This window comes from Streptomyces sp. NPDC018693 (genome assembly GCF_044391385.1).
Classification (GTDB): domain Bacteria; phylum Actinomycetota; class Actinomycetes; order Streptomycetales; family Streptomycetaceae; genus Streptomyces.
The window spans coordinates 1-13,408 of record NZ_JBIRZZ010000029.1 but is presented as its reverse complement, the minus strand read 5'-3'; the positions used below and the strand labels follow the sequence as shown (position 1 = coordinate 13,408).

At 73.5% G+C, this 13,408-nt stretch carries 25 protein-coding genes; 1 reads left to right on the top strand and 24 read right to left on the bottom strand.

The window, feature by feature from the left end; genetic code table 11:
• Positions 1 to 139: 139 nt before the first annotated feature.
• From ACH5AC_RS37370 to ACH5AC_RS37255, 24 genes are all read right to left on the bottom strand, one after another.
• Positions 140 to 649 carry a hypothetical protein gene (locus ACH5AC_RS37370; protein ID WP_398866821.1) on the bottom strand — a complete coding sequence of 170 codons (510 nt, stop codon included), beginning with the start codon at positions 647 to 649 and terminating at the stop codon, positions 140 to 142.
• A 156-nt stretch (positions 650 to 805) separates the two neighbouring features.
• Positions 806 to 1,069, bottom strand: coding sequence for a MerR family transcriptional regulator (locus tag ACH5AC_RS37365; RefSeq protein WP_398866820.1), 264 nt, complete (start codon positions 1,067 to 1,069; stop codon positions 806 to 808).
• Between the two features lie 140 nt (positions 1,070 to 1,209).
• Entirely contained in the window at positions 1,210 to 1,923 is a 714-nt protein-coding gene (locus ACH5AC_RS37360) for a hypothetical protein (protein WP_398866819.1), read from the bottom strand.
• Positions 1,920 to 2,648: a hypothetical protein gene (locus ACH5AC_RS37355; protein ID WP_398866818.1), complete on the bottom strand. Its 729-nt coding sequence runs from the start codon at positions 2,646 to 2,648 to the stop codon at positions 1,920 to 1,922. Before ACH5AC_RS37355 ends, ACH5AC_RS37360 begins: the two co-directional genes overlap by 4 nt.
• On the bottom strand, positions 2,645 to 2,767 hold the full coding sequence (locus tag ACH5AC_RS37350; protein WP_398866817.1) for a hypothetical protein: 123 nt from the start codon (positions 2,765 to 2,767) through the stop codon (positions 2,645 to 2,647). Before ACH5AC_RS37350 ends, ACH5AC_RS37355 begins: the two co-directional genes overlap by 4 nt.
• Positions 2,764 to 3,321 (bottom strand): histone-like nucleoid-structuring protein Lsr2, encoded by a 558-nt coding sequence (locus ACH5AC_RS37345; RefSeq protein WP_398866816.1) that lies wholly within the window; start codon positions 3,319 to 3,321, stop codon positions 2,764 to 2,766. Before ACH5AC_RS37345 ends, ACH5AC_RS37350 begins: the two co-directional genes overlap by 4 nt.
• On the bottom strand, positions 3,318 to 3,797 hold the full coding sequence (locus ACH5AC_RS37340) for a hypothetical protein (RefSeq protein ID WP_398866815.1): 480 nt from the start codon (positions 3,795 to 3,797) through the stop codon (positions 3,318 to 3,320). Before ACH5AC_RS37340 ends, ACH5AC_RS37345 begins: the two co-directional genes overlap by 4 nt.
• On the bottom strand, positions 3,794 to 4,411 hold the full coding sequence (locus ACH5AC_RS37335; RefSeq protein ID WP_398866814.1) for a hypothetical protein: 618 nt from the start codon (positions 4,409 to 4,411) through the stop codon (positions 3,794 to 3,796). The genes ACH5AC_RS37340 and ACH5AC_RS37335 overlap by 4 nt, the downstream gene beginning before the upstream one ends.
• The gene (locus ACH5AC_RS37330; RefSeq protein WP_398866813.1) at positions 4,408 to 4,755 is read right to left on the bottom strand and encodes a hypothetical protein; all 348 of its coding nucleotides are present in this window, start codon (positions 4,753 to 4,755) and stop codon (positions 4,408 to 4,410) included. The genes ACH5AC_RS37335 and ACH5AC_RS37330 overlap by 4 nt, the downstream gene beginning before the upstream one ends.
• 25 nt (positions 4,756 to 4,780) lie before the next feature.
• Positions 4,781 to 6,148, bottom strand: a complete 1,368-nt coding sequence (locus tag ACH5AC_RS37325; RefSeq protein ID WP_398866812.1) for a hypothetical protein — start codon at positions 6,146 to 6,148, stop codon at positions 4,781 to 4,783.
• Between the two features lie 6 nt (positions 6,149 to 6,154).
• A complete protein-coding gene (locus ACH5AC_RS37320; protein ID WP_398866811.1) occupies positions 6,155 to 6,547 on the bottom strand; it encodes a hypothetical protein in 393 nt (130 codons plus the stop codon).
• On the bottom strand, positions 6,540 to 6,770 hold the full coding sequence (locus ACH5AC_RS37315) for a hypothetical protein (protein WP_398866810.1): 231 nt from the start codon (positions 6,768 to 6,770) through the stop codon (positions 6,540 to 6,542). Before ACH5AC_RS37315 ends, ACH5AC_RS37320 begins: the two co-directional genes overlap by 8 nt.
• Before the next feature lie 7 nt (positions 6,771 to 6,777).
• Complete coding sequence (locus ACH5AC_RS37310; protein ID WP_398866809.1) at positions 6,778 to 6,930, bottom strand: hypothetical protein; 153 nt, start codon at positions 6,928 to 6,930, stop codon at positions 6,778 to 6,780.
• A 98-nt stretch (positions 6,931 to 7,028) separates the two neighbouring features.
• Positions 7,029 to 7,571: a hypothetical protein gene (locus tag ACH5AC_RS37305; RefSeq protein ID WP_398866808.1), complete on the bottom strand. Its 543-nt coding sequence runs from the start codon at positions 7,569 to 7,571 to the stop codon at positions 7,029 to 7,031.
• Positions 7,568 to 7,834, bottom strand: a complete 267-nt coding sequence (locus ACH5AC_RS37300) for a hypothetical protein (RefSeq protein ID WP_398866807.1) — start codon at positions 7,832 to 7,834, stop codon at positions 7,568 to 7,570. The genes ACH5AC_RS37305 and ACH5AC_RS37300 overlap by 4 nt, the downstream gene beginning before the upstream one ends.
• A complete protein-coding gene (locus ACH5AC_RS37295) occupies positions 7,831 to 9,048 on the bottom strand; it encodes a hypothetical protein (RefSeq protein ID WP_398866806.1) in 1,218 nt (405 codons plus the stop codon). Before ACH5AC_RS37295 ends, ACH5AC_RS37300 begins: the two co-directional genes overlap by 4 nt.
• Positions 9,049 to 9,127: 79 nt before the next feature.
• A complete protein-coding gene (locus ACH5AC_RS37290; protein ID WP_398866805.1) occupies positions 9,128 to 9,505 on the bottom strand; it encodes a hypothetical protein in 378 nt (125 codons plus the stop codon).
• Entirely contained in the window at positions 9,502 to 9,879 is a 378-nt protein-coding gene (locus ACH5AC_RS37285; protein WP_398866804.1) for a hypothetical protein, read from the bottom strand. The genes ACH5AC_RS37290 and ACH5AC_RS37285 overlap by 4 nt, the downstream gene beginning before the upstream one ends.
• Complete coding sequence (locus tag ACH5AC_RS37280) at positions 9,876 to 10,094, bottom strand: hypothetical protein (RefSeq protein WP_398866803.1); 219 nt, start codon at positions 10,092 to 10,094, stop codon at positions 9,876 to 9,878. The genes ACH5AC_RS37285 and ACH5AC_RS37280 overlap by 4 nt, the downstream gene beginning before the upstream one ends.
• Positions 10,091 to 10,564 carry a hypothetical protein gene (locus tag ACH5AC_RS37275; protein ID WP_398866802.1) on the bottom strand — a complete coding sequence of 158 codons (474 nt, stop codon included), beginning with the start codon at positions 10,562 to 10,564 and terminating at the stop codon, positions 10,091 to 10,093. The genes ACH5AC_RS37280 and ACH5AC_RS37275 overlap by 4 nt, the downstream gene beginning before the upstream one ends.
• Positions 10,561 to 11,223 carry a hypothetical protein gene (locus ACH5AC_RS37270; RefSeq protein ID WP_398866801.1) on the bottom strand — a complete coding sequence of 221 codons (663 nt, stop codon included), beginning with the start codon at positions 11,221 to 11,223 and terminating at the stop codon, positions 10,561 to 10,563. Before ACH5AC_RS37270 ends, ACH5AC_RS37275 begins: the two co-directional genes overlap by 4 nt.
• The gene (locus ACH5AC_RS37265; protein ID WP_398866800.1) at positions 11,220 to 12,299 is read right to left on the bottom strand and encodes a hypothetical protein; all 1,080 of its coding nucleotides are present in this window, start codon (positions 12,297 to 12,299) and stop codon (positions 11,220 to 11,222) included. Before ACH5AC_RS37265 ends, ACH5AC_RS37270 begins: the two co-directional genes overlap by 4 nt.
• An 89-nt stretch (positions 12,300 to 12,388) precedes the next feature.
• Positions 12,389 to 12,580, bottom strand: a complete 192-nt coding sequence (locus tag ACH5AC_RS37260) for a hypothetical protein (protein WP_398866799.1) — start codon at positions 12,578 to 12,580, stop codon at positions 12,389 to 12,391.
• Positions 12,577 to 12,807, bottom strand: a complete 231-nt coding sequence (locus ACH5AC_RS37255) for a helix-turn-helix domain-containing protein (protein WP_398866798.1) — start codon at positions 12,805 to 12,807, stop codon at positions 12,577 to 12,579. Before ACH5AC_RS37255 ends, ACH5AC_RS37260 begins: the two co-directional genes overlap by 4 nt.
• Before the next feature lie 135 nt (positions 12,808 to 12,942).
• On the opposite strand from ACH5AC_RS37255, the gene ACH5AC_RS37250 reads away from it, so the two are divergent.
• Positions 12,943 to 13,341 (top strand): helix-turn-helix domain-containing protein, encoded by a 399-nt coding sequence (locus ACH5AC_RS37250; protein ID WP_398866797.1) that lies wholly within the window; start codon positions 12,943 to 12,945, stop codon positions 13,339 to 13,341.
• Positions 13,342 to 13,408 lie beyond the last annotated feature (67 nt).

Genomic DNA, 13,408 nt, shown 5'->3' with positions numbered 1-13,408 from the left:
CGTTGTGGGAGAGCGGCACTCCGTACTGGACCTCTGTGGGCGCCTGCACGGTGCAGGCGCGTCGTCGTAGTCGGTGGTGATGTCGTCCCGGCATGGTGAAGGCCCCGCTGGTGTGCGGAGCCTCGGGCGTCGGTTGCGCTTACTGCTGCACGGTGCCGCCCAGGGCTTCGGCGATCTTCGGGGCGAGGCGCTTGCTGTCGTCGCGGGCCTGGCCGTCGGTGGGGAGGCTGACTGCCCAGGTGTCGCCGGTGACGGCTACGCCTCCGAACTGCTTGGAGAGCGGGATCCACGCGGCGAGGGCCTCGGCGTTGGGGAACATGTTGATGAATGCCTCGCCGGGCGCCTGGCTCTGGTCGGTGACGGTGAAGTCGTAGGCGGCACCGCCGACTTGGCTGACGTAGTTCTGTTCGGCCTTTTCCTGCGGCTTGGACACGGTGAGCCCTGCGGCGGTGAGCGCGTCGGCGATGTCCTGTGCGCTGTCGTAGTGGCGGGCGCCTGCGGGGCTGTCGCTGGGCGGGGTGTTGGAGGCCGGTGTGCTGGCGGTGCTGGGCTTCGTGCCGGCCTGGTCGCCGTTGTCCTCGCTGCTGCAGGCAGTGAGCGTGAGGGCGAGTACGGCGAGAACGGCGGCGGTGATGGTGCGGGTGCGCATGGTCCCCCCTGGGAGCGGTGTGGCTGGGGGCACATCATCCGCCTCGTGTGCGGGGGGTGTTGGCGTTGTGACGGGACTGTGACGGGTGCCTGCCGCCCGGGCGCTGCCCTGTACGGCGCCCCGCACTGTGCGTCGTACGACCCGGGCAGCAGGCGGTCAGTGGGCGCCGATGCCGACGAGGCGTAGGGCGCGGTCGCGGGTGGCTTTCTCGGCGCGGGCGACGTCGTCGAGGCGGTAGAGGGCTTTGCCGTCGAGGCGTACGCGGGCGGGCTTGAGGTGGCCGCGTTTGACCCATTGGCGGATGGTGGCGGGGGTGACGGTGGCGCGGCCGCCGGTGAGGGCCTGGCGGCCGCGGCTCATGCGTTCGGCGGCTTCCTTGGCTGTGAGCCAGGTTGCGTCGGTGTCGGGGAGAACGGTCACGGTGCCTCCCTCCGGGTATGGGGAAGCCCCCGGTGCGGGTGGGGCGGCCGGGGGCTGTCTGGTTGTGGGCACACGTGTGGCGCTGCCCCCAGGGTGACGCTAAGTGGCGATCTTGTCCAGCGGGGGCGTTCCAGCGTGTGTCAGGCGGCGGTGTTGTCGGTGGCGGCTTGCAGGAGCTGTGCGGCGTGCTGGTCGTAGGTGTCGGGGTCCATGCGGTGGTTGCATGCCTCGCAGCGGACGCCCCACTGTCCGTCGATGGCGACGAGGGCGAGGTTGCCGCATTGCGGGCAGGGTGCGACTTTCTCGTGGTGGTGGGGTGTGGTGTGGGTGAGGTCGCGGAGGCGTCGGGTCAGGTTGCCGAGTTCGCGGTGGAGGTCGGTGACGGCCGGGAGGGTGAGGGCGTAGGGGAGGTAGGCGGTGAGCCATGTGCACCAGCCGGGGATGGTGTGGCCGTGGGTGGGCCAGGCTTGTTCGCAGGGCTGTACGTGGACGGTGGCGTGCCGGTCGCGGTGGGCGGCGGGGTAGGTGTAGGCGATGTGGCCGGCCCAGGCGGTGAGGACGGCTGTGATGGGTGGGGTGCCGTCGTCGTCGGTGCCGGGTGTGGGGTCGTAGCGGCCGGGGCCGAGGAGGACCAGGACGCGGATGTCGGCGGGGATGGGTGAGTGGGCGCGGCCGGTGCCGCCCAGGCGGCCCTCGGCGGGCCGGGCGGACGGCGCGACGAACTCCTCCAGGAGCGCGGCCTGGTGCGGGAGCTCGGTGAGCCAGGCGCGCAGTTCGTCGGCGCACACCTGGCAGGCGTGTTCGTCGGCGTGGTCGGTGGCGCGGTGGCGGCAGATGAGGCAGATGGCGGTCACGGCTGTGTCCCGTCCTGCCGCGCCCCGACGGCGGGCTGCTCCTCGAAGGTGCACAGGTTGTGCCCAGCTGGCTTCTGGCACTGGGGGCCGTAGCCGTCGAACTCCGAGTTGGGGCACTGTTCCGGCGGCCGGTGGGGGTTCATGAGGCAGGTGTCGGGGTCGACGCCCTCGCAGTTGCGGCAGGAGTGCGTCTCGGAGGTGGGCTGCGCCTCGTCGGCCCGGCGACGCAGCCCCATTACGACGTCTCGGACCGCAGTGCAGTACCGCGGATCACTGTCGGGGTCGAGGGACTGGTTCAGCACCCGCTCGTAGAAGTCGGCGGCCTCGAGCAACGCGGTGGGTCCATCGGTCTGGTTGGTGGGCTCGGGCAGCATCCTCAGCACCGCGTCCGCCATGACCAGGCAGTGCGGGAACGGCGGCTTCAGCTCCGTGGCCGCCAGCGCCTTGGCGATGAGCTGGCGGAGTGCGTCCCGGTCCACCGGCACCAGCTGCTCGACCGGGCACGTCAGCATCGAGTCCAGCAGCTCGGCGACGGCCGGGGGCTCCTCCTCGGCGGTCAGCCGGTCGGCGTGCAGCCCCAGCAGCTCAGCCCCGCGGTTGAGGCCGTCGCGGTAGCCGGGGAGGCCGGTGGAGGCGTCGGTACGGAAGTGGGTGGCGAGGACGTCGGCGTGGTGGGCGAGGAGTGCGGCGAGCTGGTCGCGGTTGAGGGTGATGGGGTCGGTCATCGTGGTGTGTCCTTGCTGGCGCGGTTGGCGAGGGCCCGGTATGCGCGGCCGAGGCCGAGGAGGGCGGCGGAGAGGAGGGGGCTGAGGGCGATGGCGGCCCCGATGATGCGGGCGGTCACTGGCTGGCCCTAGTGCCGGCGGCTGCGCGCCAGGCGTCGAGGACGGTCTTGGGGATCTGGCCGACGCGGGGACAGTCGACGCCGTTCGCGGCAGCCCAGGCGCGCACGGTGCGGGTGTCGTAGTCGCGGACGTACGAGCCGCTCTTGCGCTTCTTCGGCTTGGGCGCCAGTTCGGCTTCGCGTGCGCGGAGTTCGGCCAGGCGCTTCTCCAGCTGCTCGGCCTCGGTTGCGATGGCGGTCAGCTCCTGGTCGGCTGCGTGGCGGCGGCGGAGGCCGGTGAGGAGTACGCGGGCGCGGGAGGCTTGGTCCCGGACTGCGGGGTCGGGGTGCTCCTCGCCCCATTTCAGGAGCTGGCCGACGGGGATGGCCTGCGGCTCGGCGGCGGTCTTGATGGTCGGCTCGGGGATGGGGGCGAGCGGCGGTACGGGCTGTGCCACGGGGTCGGGTCCCTTCTGCGGGGTGTCGGGGAGGTGGAGGCGCCATTGGCGGGCTGCTTCGGGGCCGCCCTGGGTGTCGATCTCGTCGAGGAGGCGGCGCAGGGCGGCGATGGTCATGGCTCGGTGCGTCTCCCGTCGGTGGGCGGCGGGCATGTGTACTGGCGGGTAGGGGTGGGTTTCGCGTGCGCGCGCGTGCCTGCGATCGCGCGCGCGGAACGCAGGCGCGCGTACGCGCGTGCGAGGGGGCCGAGGTGGGGGCGGGTGTGGTAGCCGCTGCTGGCGAGGTACATGTGGATGTGTTCGGCGGCTGCGGTGGCGTCGTAGGGGTGGGCGGGGTCGTGGTGGTGGTGCCACCAGTCGTTGAGGGCGGCCGCGGTGAGGGCGACGTGGGTCGGGCCGTCGTACGCCTGCCCCCGGGCCGGGCGGGGCCGTACGGGGCGGGCGCGTCGGACGAGGGCGACGGCGGTGCGGAGGGCGAGTGCGGCGAGGAGGACCAGGGCGAGGACGGCAAACAGGCCCGCGGCGATGCCGGCGCCGGTGACCGTGTCCGGGTGGTCGGGGCAGAACGCGGTGGGCGCGCAGCTGTCGCTCATTGGGGTTGCTCCGGTCCGAAGATGGCGGTGTAGGCGGCGTCGAGGGTCTTCTCGGCTTGGCGGGTGCGGCGGTCGGTGAGGTGGGCGGCGGCGATGCAGTCGGGTTCGGTGCAGCCGGGGAGGACGTGGCCCTGGGGTGGGCGGCCGTGGTGGAGGCGGAAGATTTCGCGGCGTGCGCTGCGGTTGCGGCCGTCGGTGTAGACGGTGGGGGTTTTGTCGGTGAGGGCGCCGGTCCAGCGGGCGTGTCCGTCGCCGTAGGGCTGGGTGTATGTGGCGAGGGACTGGGCGAGGGTGCGGGGGTGGCGGCCGGGGCGGCGGGCGGGCAGGCCGAGGTCGACGCGGACGCGGTAGATCGTGCTGGGGTGGGCTCCGGTGGCTGCGGTGATCTCGTGTGTGGGGGCGCCTGCGCGGATCATGGCGGTGATCTGCGGGTGCCGGCGTTCGGCGCGGGCGGCGAGTTCGTCCGCGGTGAGGCCGGTGCGGCACCGGGGCGGCATGCCGAGGGCTTTGCGGGTGGCGGTGACGGTGTCCTTGCTGACGCCGAGCTGGGCGGTGATCTGGCGGAAGGTGGCGCCCTGTTGGAGCATCTGGGCGACGTCCTTGCGGATCTTCATCGGCTGCCCCACTTCGGGTTGGGGCGGACGCCGCGGCGGTGGCGGGGTGCGGCGGGGCGCTTCGGCCTGGACGGCTGGGGGGCGGGGTTGGGGCAGGTGGCGATGTGGGGCATGTGGAGCTGTTCGGCGCCCTCGGGGGTGGGGCGTTCGTTGTTGAGCTGGCGGACGAGCCAGCGGCCGGTGTGGTCCTGGCGCAGGGCCTGGTTGCCCTTGGGGTTGCGGTCGGGGTCGATGGGCTGGGTGCGCTGGTGGGCGGTGGTGGCCCAGATGACGGGCCGGTAGCAGCGTGGGCAGGTGCCGGGCCCGTTCTTGGGGGCGGGCGGGCGCGGGGTCGGGTAGGGCATCGCAGGAGGTGTCCTCTCGGGTGGGTCAGGCGGTGGTGGGCAGTGGGGTGTGGCAGAGGCGGCAGTTGGGGTGCCTCAGGGGCGGCCGGTAGGGGGCCTCGCAGCCGGGGCAGGCGAGGAGGGGCACGGGGGGCGGCCGGTCGCGGCGTGGCCGGTTGTCGGGGTGCCGGCCGGACGGGAGCTCGCAGGCTTTGCAGGGCAGGCCGGTGTGGCGCTGGAAGCCGTAGTGGCAGTCGGGGCGGCCGCAGCGGCCGGGGCGTGCGGGCAGGGCTGCGCCGAGGAGCCAGCGGCCGGTGTCGCGGATCGTGTCGGGGGGTGTCCAGGCCCGCATGCGGGTCAGCTGGTCGCGGATGTCCTCGGGCCAGATCCCGGTGTCGAGCTGGCGGCCGATCTCGCGGGCAATACGCCGCAGCACGAACGGGCGCAGGCCGGGCAGCAGGTCGTGGACGGGTTCCAGGACGGCCCACACGCGGGGGCTGAGGGCCAGCGCGGGTCCGTCGTACGTGCGGGCTGCGGCGGGGCCGCGCAGGGCCTCGGGGACGTCCGTGACGGGCGCGGCCGCAGGGTTTTCCACAGGCAGGCCGGGCTTACTACGGTCACCTCGCCTACGGCGGAAAGAACCACCGGCCTCGGTGCTTCTCGCGTCAGTCAGTCCAGTGTCTTCCTTGATCGCGAGGGATCCGCCATCTGTGCTCGCACCGGATCCGCCATCTGTGTCCGGTCCCTGCGGGGCCTGGTCGACGAGGCGGAGGGGGTGGTCGTGGACGTCGTAGAGGTGGCGGCCGTGGGCGCCGGCGCGGCGGTGGACGGTGATCCAGCCGAGGGCCTCGAGCTCGCCGGTCATCCGCCGGGCGGACCGCTCGGTGACGCCCAGGAGCTCGGCGAGCTCGGCCGCGGTGACCGGGGTACGGGTCGCGGCCGCGTACGCCAGCGCGCAGTACAGGGCGAACAGCGGATGCCGCAGGGCCTTCGCGGCTGCCACGGGGACGTACGCGAAGTGCTCGCCGCGCGTGCAGGGGCGGGTGCGGCGCTCGGCGGTCTCGCCGTCGCCGTCCGCGCCCGTACGGCGGATGGTGTCCAGCTCGGGGATGCCGTCCGGGCCGGGCGCGGTGAGCTCGGCGAGGTAGCGCTCGCAGGTGCGCTTGGAGTCGCCGAGGTAGCCGGCCAGCGTCGCGACCGACGCACGGCAGCCGTCCGCCCGCAGTGCCAGCGCGGCGATCTGTACCCAGTACGCGACCGCGCCCGGGCTGTACCGGCCGGCCCCCCACACCCTGCGGGGGATCTTGACTTTCTGGCTGTGCCAGGGCGGCAGAACGGTTTCTGCCCGGGCAGCACCACCGGCCCCGCCACGACGGTGGCGGGGCTCGGCGGCGGGCGCGGGCAGGCGGGTCACGGTGTCCTAGGCGGCGGGGATGGTGGCGGGCGTGGTCGGCAGGGTGAGGGTGATCGGGCGCGGCTTGTCCTTCGGCACCCAGGTGGCGGCCGGCGGCCGTGTGATGAGCCCGGCCTTCTCCAGGCCGCGCAGGCAGGTCCGCACCTTCTCGGGGGACAGGCCGGTGCGCTCGGCCATCTGCACCGTGTGCTGGACACCGCCTGCGGGCAGGTGGCCGTCCAGGGCGTAGTGGGCGAGCGCCAGTCCGGTCAGCCGCACCGTGAAGTGCAGGTGGCTGTCCAGTACGGCGGCTTCCCACGCACGGCGGTCGAACGCGGGCCGCCGGCGCGGGGCCGGGGGCGGGGGCGTGGCCGGGCGAGTGGCCAGGATGCTCGGGTTCGGTATCGGGCGGTCAGGCACGGCTGTTCTCCTTCGTGGTGGGCTGCCCGGGGCAGCTGCGGGCGTGGGAGGCGGTGATGTGCGCGGTGAAGTGGGCGACCTCCTTGACGCCGACGGCCCTGTGGTGGCAGCCGTGGCGGCAGGTGAGGGTCGCGGTCGGCAGGTGCACCCGGCGGCCGTCGCTGTTGCGGCCGGAGTCGATGTGCAGGCCGAACAGCTCGGTCGGCGGCCACCGGTCGGCCACGGCGCGCCTACCGGCCGCTGAGGGTGGCCGGGGCGGTCGGCCGCGGCGGGGCCTGAGGGCTCGGGTCGGGCTCGGCGCCGGCCGCCGGGCCCTTGCACCCGGCCAGCGCCAGCACGGTGGCGAGCAGGGTGGCCGACAGCAGCAGCCATGTGCGGTACACGAGCGCCTCCAAGGGGGTGTACGGGGTCGGGTCGGGGGTGGTGGTCCGGGCGCCCCCTGGGTGGGTGTGAGCGACTGGGCGCCCGGACCACCTGCTCATCAGCCGCCCACCGCGGGCGGTGCGGGCTGCGGGCGGCGAGGGCCGAAGTGGGCGGGCAGCGGCGGGCGGACGGTCATGTCCGGGACGACGAACCGCTGCCCGGGCCTGATGTCGCCGCGCTCGACGCCCTTGCGGTACGCGCGCTTCAGGACGAGTACGGCCTGGGTGATCAGGGCCTCGGCGGGGAGGCCGAGTTCGGCCAGCTCGGCCAGGTCCCGGCTCAACGCCCGGTTCTGGCGCAGGTCGATCTCGATGCGCTGAGCCGACACCCTGCGCGGCAGCCGGGCAACGGCCACCGGCTCAGCCACCTCGGCCACCTCGTCAGCCACCGGCTCAGCCGCGGCCGACGGCCGGTCAGCCACTTCCTCGGCCGGTTCAGCCACCGGCTGTTCGGCGGTCGGCCCCGGCTCGGGCAGTGGCTTGTCGAGGAGCTGCTCGGCCCTGTACCGGGTGATGCCGAGCTCCTTGCCGATCCGGCGGGCGCCCCAGCCGTGCTCGGCCCGGAGGCGGTGCGCCTCGGCGTGCTGGTCGACGGCGCTCACCGCGTCACCTCCCCGGCGGGCGGTCCGCAGAGGCAGTCCCCGTCCTCGGCGCCCTGGCCGTTCGCGCAGGCGCAGTCGGTGGCGCGGTGGCCGTCGACGGTCCACCCGTAGCAGTGGTCGCACTCTCCGGGGTGCCACTCGTCCGGGCTGCCGGGGCACTCGCAGCCGCAGACGCAGCCCTGGCCGCAGTCGCAGCGGCACATGCCCTCACCGCACGGCTCGTCGACGCCCAGCACGGCCTCGTCGTAGTCCACGGTGCTCACTCGTCGTCCCGGTAGTCGTCGTCGTAGTCGGCGGCGTAGTCGTCCGGTCCGAGGGCGGTGTCCGTGCCCTCGGCCGCCCACTCGTCCTCGGCGCGCGGGTCGGGGAGCAGCGGAAGCGGCACGACGACGGCCAGCTGCACGCCGGTCGCGGCGAGTTCGTTCTCGGCGGGCAGCTCGAGGACCATCTCGCCGGGCGCGCCGGGGGCGGGCTTGACGTACCGCTCGGTGAGGTCCTCGCGGTAGTTCCAGGGGGAGAACCCGGCGGCGTGGTCGGCGGCCGCGTCGCGGTCCGCGTAGAGGCCGGCGAAGTGGACGTCGGTCACCTTGGCGCCGACGGTGACGACGGCGTGCAGCTGCTCGGGCAGCGTGGGGCACTCGTGGGGCGGGTCGGTGTAGTCGGCGTCGTCACTGCACGCCCCGGCATGGCCGCGCGGGCGGGCGCAGTCGGGCTGCTCCGCGGTGAAGCCGGGCGCCCCGCACGGGGGCAGTGGCTTGTACGACTTGAGCCGGGCCAGGGCGAGTTCCGGTTCGCCGCGCTCGAGGTAGCGCTGCGCCTGGGTGCACGTGAGCCCGAAGGCGAGCAGCAGCTTGCCCGCCTGCTGAACCGGTCCCTGGCGGCGGCCGCCGGGGCCGTCGTGGACGACCAGGCCGTCACGGACGATCGTCAGCCGGTGCGGTCCGGCCTCCATCCAAAGGTCGTAGATGGGGCAGTCCGCGGCCTCGACCACGAAGAAATCGACGGGTTCCGTGTCCTGGGGGCTGCCGTCGGCAAGGAGCTGCATGCTCATCAGCCCGTCGCCGGCGTCGCGGACGATGTAGGTCTCGCCGCGCGCGGGGATGAGGGGCACGTCGCCCACGGCCTCGTAGTGGACGTGGACCAGGTCGCCGGGGCGGCACGGGTACCAGGGCGCGGACTCCAGCGCGGTCCCGGCCTGCATGAGCGCGCCGAGCTCACCGGCGAGGTCGCGGCGGCGTTTGGCGTCCTCGGCCTGGGCGAGCGGGGACAACGCCGGCGGGGTGCCCGGGCGGCCGTACAGGCGGGTGAAGATGCGCTCGGCGACGCTCTCGACGCGCCCGGTCCAGGTGTTGGTCTGCTCGCCCGTACCGGGCAGCGTCTCGGTGAGGGTGAGGGACAGGAACGCGGGGGTAGCGCGGGGGATGAGGCTGTGCAGGGCCTCGGTGATGGTCTCCAGTCGCGGGTCATTGCGACGCATGTTCGATTCCTTGGTTGGGTGGTGCCGGGCGACCGGACCGGACGGGTCACGGTCCGGCCGCCCGGAGTACGAGGGGTGGTCAGGCGGTCGCGCGGGCGAGAGGCAGGGCGAGGGCGGTGTGGCGTTCCCACGGCACGGCGAGCGCGTCCAGGGGCTTGCCGGGGTGGGCGCGGCCGAGGGGGGTGCCGCACTGGCAGATGCCGACCAGGTCGGTGCCGTCGTAGTGCACGACCAGGGCGTGTCCGGCGCCCGGGCCGGCGGCGGCCGCCGCGGCGTCGTGCCGGGTGACGGCGGTGTCGATCGCCTCGGCGAGGAGCTGCGGGGTTGCCGTCCACGTCGGGGCCGTCGTGCCCGGTGCGAGGAGCTGCACCACGGTGCCGCCCAGTTCGTAGGCGAGGAGGTCGCGTACGGGCTGGGGGTGGCGCAGGACGGCGGTGATGGTGTCGGTGCGGGTCATGTCCATGCCCCCGCCCGCTGCAGGGCGCCTGCCAGGGCCTCGAGGGAGCCGATGCGGGTCTCGCGGTGGTGGTGGCAGGTACGGCAGTCGGTGAGCAGGGTGAACCACATGCCGCCCTCGATGTGGGCCGTGTGGAGGAGGTAGATGCCGGGCGCGATGACGGTGGATGCCTGCATGCAGTCGGCGTCCATGATGTCGAGCGGCAGCCACGGGCCGAGGGTGGCCGCGGCTTCCTCGCCGAAGGTCCGTACGGCCTGGCTCTCGGCCCACTGGACGGCTTCCGCGTTGGTCGCCTTGTCGGCCTCGCGGGCGCGCTGGTCGGCGCTGGCGATCTCGGCCATGCACAGGTTGAGCAGGTGGGGCAGGTCGCTCACTGGGGTGTCCCTTCTCGGCGGTGGCGGCGTGCGGCGCGGGCGAGGGTCATGTCGACCTGCAGGCGGGTCGGCGGGGGCGGCAGGGGGCGGGCGGGGACCGGCTGGCGGATCCGGCCCGGGGTACGGCGGGCGTGTGCCTCGTCGGTGATGCCGGCGGCGAGGAGGACGGCGCCGATGACCACGCCGAGGGCGATGACGCCGAGGAGCGCGGTCATCCGATCGCCCCCTCGGTCCAGCGGGCGTCCGGGTCGGGCGGCGTCCAGGCGAGGACGAAGCCGTGTTCGGCGGCGTGCAGGGCGGCGTCGGCGATCGTGTCGGGCGCGGCGTACTCGTCGACGTCGAGGAGGACGAGGTCGCGGTCGGTGCCGATCTGCACCCCCCACCCCGTCGAGGGCGACCACGCCAGGGACAGGCCGTCGTCGCGGCCCTCGGCGGCGAGGTCCTCGCTCCCCGGGACCCACACCAGCCGTAAGAACGCCTCCGCCCTGCTGCCGGTGGTGCGGATCCCGGCCTCGAGGACGTTCGGCGGCATCTCGACCGCCAGGAGCGCGGCGTGGACGGCGTCCCCGTACCGCAGGTGCACCGGCGCGCTCTGGGTGGCATCGCCCACGGGCAGCTGGTCGCTGCCGCGGGTGCTCTTCCCAGAGGCGGCCCCCGTGTTCGCGGTCTCCTCGATGGCGGTCACCGGCTCACACCGCCCGCCGTCTGCTCGGCGAGCCGGGCGCCGATCCAGCGGGCGGCCGCCGCGACCGTGCGCAGCGCGCTGCCGCCACGGCCGCGACCGTCGTTGGCGTACGCCCACCGCAAGTACTGCCCGTAGCCGAACTGGCCCTGCGGGTCGGGCACCGCGAGCGCCGTCCAGATGACGCCCATCTGCCTGCCGCGGCCCTGGGTGATCTGCCCGACGATGTTGTCCTCGGCGGGCTGCTTGATGCGGGGACGGGTGACGACGAAGTCGTGCGGCTCGTCGTCGTGAGCACGGCCGATGTTCAGCCACGGCTCACCCGGCCACAGCAGCAGGCCGGCCGCCTGGCGCGGCGCCAGGCCGTAGCCGAGGTAGCGGGTGCTGGTCGTGGTGGTCCCGGTGTCCGGGGTGTCCTCGCCCGTGACTACCTGAGCGGCACCGCAGGAGCGGCAGACGATGCGGACCATGGTCCGGCCGAAGCTGTTGCCGTGCCCGCAGTCCTCCTCCGGGCAGTCGTGCTTGAGCGGCGGCTCACCGTGCCAGTGGCGGCGGTAGATGGACTCCTCCTGGCGGACGGCGACGTCCCAGGCGGGGCGCTTGCAGTCGGCGAGGTGCTGCGGCCGCTCCCAGCCGAGGTAGCTGTCGAGGGGCGAGGTCACCACGCACCCCCGGCGGCCTGCTGGTGCGGGTCGACGGCGGCGGCGCGGTCGTCGGCGGCGAGCTGCTGGCCGGCGCGGGCGATCGCGGTCTCCGCGCAGCGCGGGGTGCAGTACCAGCGGGGCATGTCGCCGAGGCCGGCGACCTCGATACGCACCCAGCCGACCGGGGCCCGATCGGCGGCGTCGTAGTCGGCGGTGCCGCAGCCGTCCGTCGTGCACGGCTCCTGGTCGTGCGCCTCGCCGCCCAGGAGCAGGGCTACGTGGAGGCGCTCCTGCGGGGCGAGGACGAGGCAGGCGCGGGCACCGTGCGCGGTGACGCACTCGACGAAGGTGCGCTGATCGGCCGCGTTGGGGTCGGGGACGTGGGCGGCCTGTGCCCAGCCGAGGGTCATGGGCGGCATCGGGTCGTAGGCGGTGGTGACGTACTCGGCGGCGGCCGCGATCTCGGCGGCGGGCAGGTGGTCGGTGCCCGGGCGGCCCTCAATCAGGCGCATGACCGCGTTGAGCTTGCGCTGGGCGCCTCCGACCACGGCAAGGTTCCTGTGGGCCTCGTCGAGCTGGTCCTTGAGGTCGGCGAGCTCGGCCTGGTCCTCGGCGCGGGCCTGGTCGGCCGCGCCGTTGGCGATTTCCTTCGCGCGCTGGGCGTCGAACAGGACCCCGGTGTCGTGCTCGGCCCAGGCCAGTTCGCGGGGGGTCTGCAGGCCGTTCTTCATGGCGCGGGCGAGGACGCCCTCGGCGGCCCGTACCGATGCCGGCGGGGGGACGCACTTCGGGCAGTAGAGGACGGGGGCGCCGGAGTCGTAGCGGCGGCCGTCCGGGCACGCCTGCAGCGCGTTCTCGTGGGTGCCGCAGGTGAAGCACTCCGGGACGGCGGGCTGCGGGGCGCGGACGCGGAGGTGTTGGGGCACCGCCGGGTTCACCCTCGGCAGGTTGAGGGTGGTGTCCGGGGCGGGTGTCGGGGGGCCGGCGGGGGCCGGGACCGCGATGCCGAAGGTGGCGTAGGCGGCCGCGGCCTGGGGTGTCGGCTGGGTCTCGGGGGGCTGAGCCCCGGGCGGGTTCTGCGATGATGCGGTCACGGTCTTCCACTCCTGTTCGGGTGTGTGGATGTGCCGGAGGGGTCGTGCGCCGGGGACAGCCGGAGCGCGGCCCCGTTCATGTGTGGTGGTCAGGCGGCTGCCGGATGGGCGCCGCTCTCGGTGGTCGGCTCGCTGCGCAGCAGGACGGCCAGGCGGCGGATCTCAGCGGCGGACAGTCGGCAGTCCGGGCAGTCGTTCGGGTCCGGCACCAGGTGCTGGCACGGCTCCTCGAACCCCGCCTCGAACGCCTCGTCCACCGACAGGCAGATCCGCCGGCTCATGCCGCCGCGCTCGCCTTCGCCTGTCGCTCGATCAGCAGGTCGCTGACCTCGCACTCCAAGACGCTGGCGGCGTTGCGGAGGAAAGTGGGGCCGGCGTTGTTGTTGCCGAGCTCGACCTGACTCGCGTGGTTCAGCGTGTATCCCGTCAGCCGTGCGAACTCAGTGAGCGAAAGGCCCTTGAGCACGCGGCGACGGCGGATCTCGTATCCGTTCGACCTAAGTGCCATACCCAGAACCTAAGCAGAATCTAATTAGATTCGCAAGCGAGTCGCTGCCGTCGAATGAGAAACTGTCCCGAACCTCAAGCGATCACTTAGAGTCCGCGTAGATTTCTTCGAGAGTGAGTGCCAAGCTTGGGATCCATGAGCCATAGCCCGGGCCCCACCTCGGTCGGCGAACAGCTCGCGCGACGCCGCGAGGACCTCGACCTCACGCAAGAAGCCCTCGCCAGACGGATCGGCATCTCGGCGCCAACCGTCAGCGTCACCGAACGCGGGCACACTCAGATCAGAGTCGGCAAACGGCCAGACTGGGAGAGAGCGCTTGGCCTCAAGGCCGGAACGATCACCCGCGCCTACCGCGACGGCACGCCGATCGAGGTAGCACCCCAGGATCACGAGGCAGAGCGCCCGTACGCCGACATGTCGGATCAGCTGGAGCGGACGGCGTGGGAGATGCCGCTGTCCGTCGAGGACCGGATTCAGATCGTCGACATGCTGCGTGAGGCGAAGCGGCGGGGCCAGCAGCAGCGCAGCGCTTAGCACACCCCTGTTGACCTGCGGGTTTACCTATGCGCGGAGTGTTGGTGCGTACTGGGGGTTGAGTTCG

Excerpts from the sequence above, each read along its gene's own strand:
- ACH5AC_RS37370 (WP_398866821.1), bottom strand. The coding sequence starts at position 649 with ATGCGCACCCGCACCATCACCGCCGCCGTTCTCGCCGTACTCGCCCTC.
- ACH5AC_RS37355 (WP_398866818.1), bottom strand. The coding sequence starts at position 2,648 with ATGACCGACCCCATCACCCTCAACCGCGACCAGCTCGCCGCACTCCTC.
- ACH5AC_RS37345 (WP_398866816.1), bottom strand. The coding sequence starts at position 3,321 with ATGACCATCGCCGCCCTGCGCCGCCTCCTCGACGAGATCGACACCCAG.
- ACH5AC_RS37340 (WP_398866815.1), bottom strand. The coding sequence starts at position 3,797 with ATGAGCGACAGCTGCGCGCCCACCGCGTTCTGCCCCGACCACCCGGAC.
- ACH5AC_RS37335 (WP_398866814.1), bottom strand. The coding sequence starts at position 4,411 with ATGAAGATCCGCAAGGACGTCGCCCAGATGCTCCAACAGGGCGCCACC.
- ACH5AC_RS37330 (WP_398866813.1), bottom strand. The coding sequence starts at position 4,755 with ATGCCCTACCCGACCCCGCGCCCGCCCGCCCCCAAGAACGGGCCCGGC.
- ACH5AC_RS37295 (WP_398866806.1), bottom strand. The coding sequence starts at position 9,048 with ATGCGTCGCAATGACCCGCGACTGGAGACCATCACCGAGGCCCTGCAC.
- ACH5AC_RS37290 (WP_398866805.1), bottom strand. The coding sequence starts at position 9,505 with ATGACCCGCACCGACACCATCACCGCCGTCCTGCGCCACCCCCAGCCC.
- ACH5AC_RS37280 (WP_398866803.1), bottom strand. The coding sequence starts at position 10,094 with ATGACCGCGCTCCTCGGCGTCATCGCCCTCGGCGTGGTCATCGGCGCC.
- ACH5AC_RS37260 (WP_398866799.1), bottom strand. The coding sequence starts at position 12,580 with ATGAGCCGGCGGATCTGCCTGTCGGTGGACGAGGCGTTCGAGGCGGGG.
- ACH5AC_RS37255 (WP_398866798.1), bottom strand. The coding sequence starts at position 12,807 with ATGGCACTTAGGTCGAACGGATACGAGATCCGCCGTCGCCGCGTGCTC.
- ACH5AC_RS37250 (WP_398866797.1), top strand. The coding sequence starts at position 12,943 with ATGAGCCATAGCCCGGGCCCCACCTCGGTCGGCGAACAGCTCGCGCGA.